Here is a 6,000-nt window from a genome sequence, read left to right as displayed (position 1 = left end):
AGGCCCAACCGGCCCAACCGGTTCAACTGGAGCAACTGGCGTACAGGGAATTCAAGGTATACAAGGCCCAACAGGCCCAACCGGTCCAACTGGAGCAACTGGCGTACAGGGAATTCAAGGTATACAAGGCCCAACCGGCCCAACCGGTCCAATTGGAGCAACTGGCGTACAGGGAATTCAAGGTATACAAGGCCCAACCGGCCCAACCGGAGCAACCGGAGCAACTGGAGCAACTGGTGTACAGGGAATCCAAGGAATACAGGGAGTAACAGGTGATACAGGAGCGACAGGGCCAACCGGTCCAACTGGAGCAACTGGTGTACAGGGAATTCAAGGTATACAAGGCCCAACAGGTCCAACTGGCCCAACCGGCCCAACCGGTCCAACCGGAGCAATCGGCCCAACAGGAGCAATCGGTCCAACCGGTCCAATCGGCCCAACTGGTCCAACAGGAGCAACAGGGGCAACTGGTCCAACAGGCCCAACTGGAGCTGGACTAAGCAGTTATGGATATTTTTATTCGCCAGGCACAGCTCTTGGACTAGGAGTATTTCTAGGAGGAGCAAGTTTACCATTAACTAATAATGGTGTAGTTGTAGGATTAACTCATACACCAGGAAGTGCACAGGTGACGGTGAATAATGCTGGTGATTATGAAATTGAATTCATAGTTGCTACAACTGTAGGTGTTAATGCAGCGTTTGCAATTGCTGTAAATGGTACAATTCAAACTAATATGAATTATAGCGTTTTAGTAGCGGCAGGAGAAGTTAGTGGACAGGGAATTTTAACATTAGTCGCAGGAGATCAAATAACAATAGTTAATAATTCTCTTATTTCAGTGACATTATCATTGTTATCAACTATATCAGTTTCATTAACAGTTAAGCAATTAAGATAATATAATATTTTATATAAATTTAAAATAGCTCTTTGAACTTACAAAGAGCTATTTTTAAAAAAATAATAGTTTTTTATTTTAAATCTAATTAGAATTATTTTTTATTAAATGGTTTTTACATATTAATAATTAAAAAATTTCAACATAAATTATAATGTTTAAAAAGAGTATAATAACATTGAGAAATAATAAGAGTTTATGGTATTTTACGCCATATTTTCTCATACCCACGCATATAATTATTATATCATAATTATAAAAAAACTGCATTTGTAAAAGTCTATAGAAAAATATAATGTGAAAGAGAGTAAAAGACATGTAGAGGGTTATTGGCTTTATGTTTCAAAAAATTCAGAAAAATTAAATTGAAAGTAATCAGTATAAGTATTACAATATTGATACAAACTAAATATGAAACATGAGTGCTACAAACTCTAGAAAGGGGTTGTAATTATGAAAGTGAGATCAATAGGTAAAAACATCGAATTAACAGAGGCATTAAGAGAAGTGGTAGACAAGAAAATCTCAAAGTTAAGCAAGTACTTTGCGGAGGATGTTGTGGCCAATACAACCTTAAGTGTTGAAAGAAATAAACATAAAATAGAAGTTACAATACCATTTAATGGTGTAACATTGAGAGCTGAAGAGAAAAATGAGGATATGTATGCAGCAATAGATTTAGTTTTAGATAAAATTGAAAGACAAATAAGAAAGCAAAAAACAAAATTGCAAAGAAAAAATCAGGGTGATTCATTAAGATTTCATAATATAGCTGATTATGTTTATGACGATGGCAATGCTGAACCTAGAATAGTTAAAACTAAAAGATTTGCAATAAAACCAATGTCTACTGAAGAAGCAATTCTTCAAATGGAGCTTTTAGGACATGATTTCTTTGTATATAAGGATGGAGAAACATCTCAAGTTAATGTATTATATAAAAGAAAAGATGGAAATTATGGTTTAATAGAACAACAATTTTAATACGTAATATATAAAAAGCTGGTAGATTATCTACCAGCTTTAATTTAATTTTGTTCCAATTCTTTTTAAAAATATTAAATTAAATTTATATTATTTTTTTAATAATTTTGAATAATGTAACATAGAAAGTTGAAGGAAAGATAAATAAATGCTATAATTTTAAAGTGCATATTTATTTACTATTAAACATAAAGATGAATTTACTACATATTATTATTAGCTTATTTTGGCTATAATTTTATATGTTATAATATTAGTAGTTGCTAGAACTAGTTATACATAGATCAAAGTTTAGATGAAGAGTGAGGATGACGGTCATGAAACTTTTTGAAAAGATTTTTGGAACATATAGTGAAAGAGAAATAAAACGTATTATGCCTATAGTTAAAAAAATAAACGAATTAGAGGCAGATATAGAAAACCTAAGTGATGAACAATTGAGAGCAAAAACAGAAGAGTTTAAAAATAGACTTAACAATGGTGAAACTTTAGATGATATATTACCTGAAGCAGGAGCAGTGGTAAGAGAAGCATCTAAAAGAGTTCTTGGCCTAAGACATTATGACGTTCAGTTAATTGGTGGAATTATACTACACCAAGGAAGAATTGCAGAGATGAAAACTGGAGAAGGAAAAACTTTAGTGGCAACTCTTCCATCATACTTAAATGCCTTAACAGGTAGGGGCGTTCATATAATTACAGTTAATGACTATCTTGCAAAAAGAGATAGAGATGAAATGGGAAGAGTTCATGAATTTTTAGGGCTTACAGTTGGAGTTATTATTCATGGACAAAGTCAAGTTGAAAAACAAGAGCAATATGGTGCAGATATAACTTATGGAACAAATAATGAATTTGGATTTGATTACTTAAGAGATAACATGGTTGTATATAAGGAAGAAAAGGTTCAAAGAGAGCTTAATTATGTTATAGTTGACGAGGTTGACTCTATATTAATAGATGAAGCTAGAACTCCTCTTATTATATCTGGTGAAGGAGAAAAATCTACAGAATTTTATAGAGTTGCAGATTTTTTTGTAAAATCATTAAAAGAAGAATCAGATTATACAATAGATGAAAAAGCTAACTCTGTTATATTGACAGATGAAGGTGTTGAAAGAGCTGAAAAATATTTCCATGTTGAAAACTATGCAGATCCAGAAAATATGAATATTCAACATCACGTAGTTCAAGCATTAAAAGCTAACTATATGATGAAAAATGAAAAAGACTATATCGTTAAAGACGGTGAAGTTATAATAGTTGATGAATTTACTGGAAGGTTAATGGAAGGTAGAAGATATAGTGATGGTCTTCACCAGGCAATAGAAGCAAAAGAAAATGTTAAAGTAGAAAAAGAGTCTAAAACTCTTGCAACAATTACATTCCAAAATTATTTTAGAATGTATAAAAAGTTAGCAGGTATGACAGGTACAGCGCAAACAGAAGAAAGTGAATTTAGAGAAATTTATGGATTAGACGTTATTCTTATACCAACTCATAAACCTGTTGTAAGAAAAGATCAGCCAGATACTATATATAAAACTGTACAAGGAAAATATAATGCTATAGTTAATGAAATAGCTGAAACTTATAAAAAAGGCCAGCCAGTACTTGTTGGTACTGTAAGTATAGAGAAGTCAGAGATATTATCTGTGATGTTAAAAAAGAAAGGAATACCGCACCAGGTGTTAAATGCTAAATACCATGAAAAAGAAGCGGAGATAGTTGCTCAAGCTGGACAAAAATCTATGGTAACAATAGCTACTAACATGGCTGGACGTGGTACTGACATAAAGCTTGGAGAACAGGTTGTAGACCTTGGAGGACTAAAAATAATCGGTACGGAAAGACACGAATCTAGACGTATAGATAATCAGCTTAGAGGACGTTCAGGTCGTCAAGGAGACCCAGGTGAATCAAGATTCTACATATCATTGGAAGATGATTTAATGAGAATTTTCGGTTCTGAAAGAATAGCAGGAGTTATTGAAAAACTAGGGTTAACAGAAGATGACGCTATAGAGAGCAAGATGGTAAGTAATGCTATAGAAGGTGCGCAAAAGAAAGTTGAAGGTAATAACTTTGATGTTAGAAAGAATGTTGTTAAGTATGATGACGTTATGAATAAACAAAGAGAAATTATCTATAGTCAAAGGGAGAAAGTGCTTACTGGAGAAGATTTAAAAGATCAAATTCAGGGTATGATAGAAGATGTTATAGAATCAGCAGTTAATTCTCATATTAGTGGTGTTGAGGAAACCTTTGATGGGGAACTTAAAAACCTTATAAACTACATGGAAGAGCTATTTATGGAAAAGGGAACATATACTTTTGAAGAGCTTGAGAAAATGTCAAATGATGAACTTAAAGAAAGTTTCTTAAAAGTTGCTAAAGAAATGTATGATTATAAGGAAGAAGTATTTGGTGAAGAACAAATGAGAGAAATAGAAAGAGTTATACTTCTTAAAGTTGTTGACTCTAGATGGATGGATCATATAGATGATATGGATCACTTAAAACAAGGTATTGGTTTAAGAGCGTATAAACAGCAAGATCCATCTNNGCATATCAAATGGAAGGTAGTGATATGTTTGATGAAATGATCGACAATATTAAAGTTGAAACGGTTAAATATTTATTCCATGTGAGAATAGAAAGGGCACCAGAAAGAGAAAGAGTAGCTAAAGAAACTTCAACTAACGAAGATAATTCGCTAACAAAAGTGCCTTTGAAAAAGAAAGAAAAACCAAATAGAAACGATCTTTGTCCATGTGGTTCAGGACACAAATATAAAAACTGTTGTGGAAGAGGCGAATAATATTGATACTACAATTAGAAGAAGCATTAAATGAAGTAGTTAATCTTAAAGAAAATTTAGCGGAAGTGAGGGTTTCTCTTTGACCTTGCATCTCTTAAAAAAAGTCTCCATGAATTAGAGATGAAGATGCAGGAACAAAACTTTTGGGATGACGTAAATAAGGCTCAGGAGATAACTCAAGATGCTAAGAGTATTAGTGATAAAATAGAAAGATTTAATTCTGTAAGCGAAAGAGTTGAAGATTTAGAAATTTTAATACAGCTTAGTATAGAGGAAGAGGATGAAAGTTCTTATAAAGAAATTAAAAAAGAGCTTAAGGAATTAAGTGATACTATTGATAAGTTTAAAATAGAAATACTACTATCTGGTGAGTATGATAGAAATAACGCTATTGTAGCACTTCATACTGGCGTAGGCGGTAATGATGCTCAAGACTGGACGGAAATGCTCTACAGAATGTATACAAGATATTGTGAAAAGCAAGGCTTTAAAGTTGAGATATTAGATTATATACCAGCAGATGAGGCAGGAATTAAAGGTGTTACTTTAAAGATAAGTGGAGAATATGCCTATGGATATTTAAAAGCTGAAAAAGGTGTTCATAGACTTGTTAGAATATCTCCATATAATTCTAATGGTAAACGCCAAACTTCTTTTGCGGGATGCGAAGTTTTACCTGAACTTACTGAGAGCCAAGACATTGAAATAAGGTCAGAGGATTTGAAAATTGATACTTATAGATCTGGTGGGGCTGGAGGACAGCATGTTAATAAAACAGAATCAGCTATAAGAATCATGCATATACCAACAGGTATAATAGTTCAATGTCAAAACGAAAGAAGTCAGCATACTAATAAAGAGTATGCCATGAAAATGCTTAAAGCAAAACTTATCGATTTAAAAGAAAGAGCGCATAAAGATAAAATAGAAGATTTAACTGGTGAAGTTAAAGATAACAGTTTTGGTAGTCAAATACGCTCATATGTATTTCATCCATATAATCTAGTAAAAGACCATAGAACAGGTGTAGAAACTGCAAATATAAATGCTGTTATGGATGGAGAACTTGATGAGTTTATAACTGGATATTTAAAGCAAAATAAATAAAAATAGAACCTCTAGAATTATAACTAGGGGGTTTATTTTTAATTCACAGTTCACAATGCACAATTCACAATTGTAGATATTTCTCAGCGGAAACTGAGAAATTTTGAATTGATATTGTAGCGGCGAACAGAGTTCGCCACATAACTAGCAACCTAAAGTTTCTAGTTAAAAGATTTATTTAAAGAAA

The 6,000-nt window shown here is 32.8% G+C and carries 5 protein-coding genes; all 5 read left to right on the top strand.

Annotated features, from left to right (window positions below; translation table 11 throughout):
* Positions 1-901: BclA C-terminal domain-containing protein (locus tag B2W91_RS05580; RefSeq protein ID WP_414633111.1), on the top strand; the 901-nt coding region annotated here is incomplete at its 5' end.
* Between the two features lie 453 nt (positions 902-1,354).
* Positions 1,355-1,885, top strand: coding sequence for a ribosome hibernation-promoting factor, HPF/YfiA family (gene hpf, locus B2W91_RS05575; RefSeq protein ID WP_291579305.1), 531 nt, complete (start codon positions 1,355-1,357; stop codon positions 1,883-1,885).
* 317 nt (positions 1,886-2,202) lie between these two features.
* Positions 2,203-4,491, top strand: a complete 2,289-nt coding sequence (gene secA / locus B2W91_RS05570; protein ID WP_414633110.1) for a preprotein translocase subunit SecA — start codon at positions 2,203-2,205, stop codon at positions 4,489-4,491.
* Positions 4,476-4,706 (top strand): SEC-C metal-binding domain-containing protein, encoded by a 231-nt coding sequence (locus B2W91_RS21015; RefSeq protein ID WP_414633109.1) that lies wholly within the window; start codon positions 4,476-4,478, stop codon positions 4,704-4,706. Before secA ends, B2W91_RS21015 begins: the two co-directional genes overlap by 16 nt.
* A gap of 2 nt (positions 4,707-4,708) precedes the next feature.
* Positions 4,709-5,813, top strand: a protein-coding gene (gene prfB / locus B2W91_RS05565) for a peptide chain release factor 2 (RefSeq protein WP_291579304.1) whose coding sequence is annotated in 2 segments (ribosomal slippage) — positions 4,709-4,786 and positions 4,788-5,813 — 1,104 coding nt in all. Because the reading frame shifts where the segments join, the coding sequence is not laid out codon by codon here.
* Positions 5,814-6,000: the final 187 nt, after the last annotated feature.

This window comes from Clostridium sp. UBA6640 (genome assembly GCF_002455975.1).
In the GTDB taxonomy this organism is placed as follows: domain Bacteria; phylum Bacillota; class Clostridia; order Clostridiales; family Clostridiaceae; genus Clostridium_J.
Note: the sequence above shows the minus strand (reverse complement) of the source record. Positions and strands in the feature narration are given on the sequence as shown.